This window comes from Actinomyces sp. S6-Spd3 (assembly GCF_000758755.1).
Taxonomy (GTDB): domain Bacteria; phylum Actinomycetota; class Actinomycetes; order Actinomycetales; family Actinomycetaceae; genus Pauljensenia.
Genome location: NZ_JRMV01000250.1, coordinates 1 through 685 on the forward strand (window position 1 = coordinate 1; position 685 = coordinate 685).

The following is a 685-nucleotide window of genomic DNA, read 5'->3' on the forward strand; positions in this document are numbered from 1 at the left end:
GTGCCGAACAATCCGCCTGACGCCATGCCAAACTGGCCTTGCACTACCTGGTGAGAACCGCCGATGGCGTTGTAAATGTCGTTGTCGTACGCGTGTAGCCAGATAGTGATGCGCCGCCCAACGTGGGGGAAGGCTTGGATTGCGAAGTAGGCGGCTGGTGCGAATAGTGCCGCGCCGATGATTAGCCAGGAAACGCGAGCGGTGGCTACGTAGATCATGGCGATGAACAGGCCGAAGAATAGTAGCGAAGTGCCGAGGTCACGCTGCAAGACGAGCACGAGGATTGCTACCAGCCATGTGAGCAGGATGGGGCCGAGGTCGCGTGCGCGAGGCAGGCGGATACCGAGGAACTTTTTACCCCCAACGGTGAGCATGTCGCGGTTGGTGACGAGATATCCAGCGAAGAAGATGGCGAGGGTGATTTTTACGAACTCGGCAGGTTGGACGGAGAACGGTCCGAGGTAAATCCAGATGCGCGCACCGAAATGTTCTTGTCCAAGCCCGGGAATGAGGGGCAGGATGAGTAGAACGATGGACACGAACATGGCGATGTAGGTGTAGCGGCGCAGGTTTCGATGGTTGTGTACGAGGATGAGTACAACTGCACCGGCCAGTAGCCCCACGGCTACGAAAATCAGCTGTTTCATACCGACAATCGGGTATTGCGATTCTGGTGGGAGGTTCT

1 protein-coding gene is annotated in these 685 nt (G+C 57.1%); it reads right to left on the reverse strand.

Features of this window, described 5'->3' with window-relative positions; genetic code table 11:
• On the reverse strand, window positions 1-685 hold a 685-nt coding region (locus HMPREF1627_RS02015; protein WP_034500718.1), incomplete at both ends, for an FtsW/RodA/SpoVE family cell cycle protein.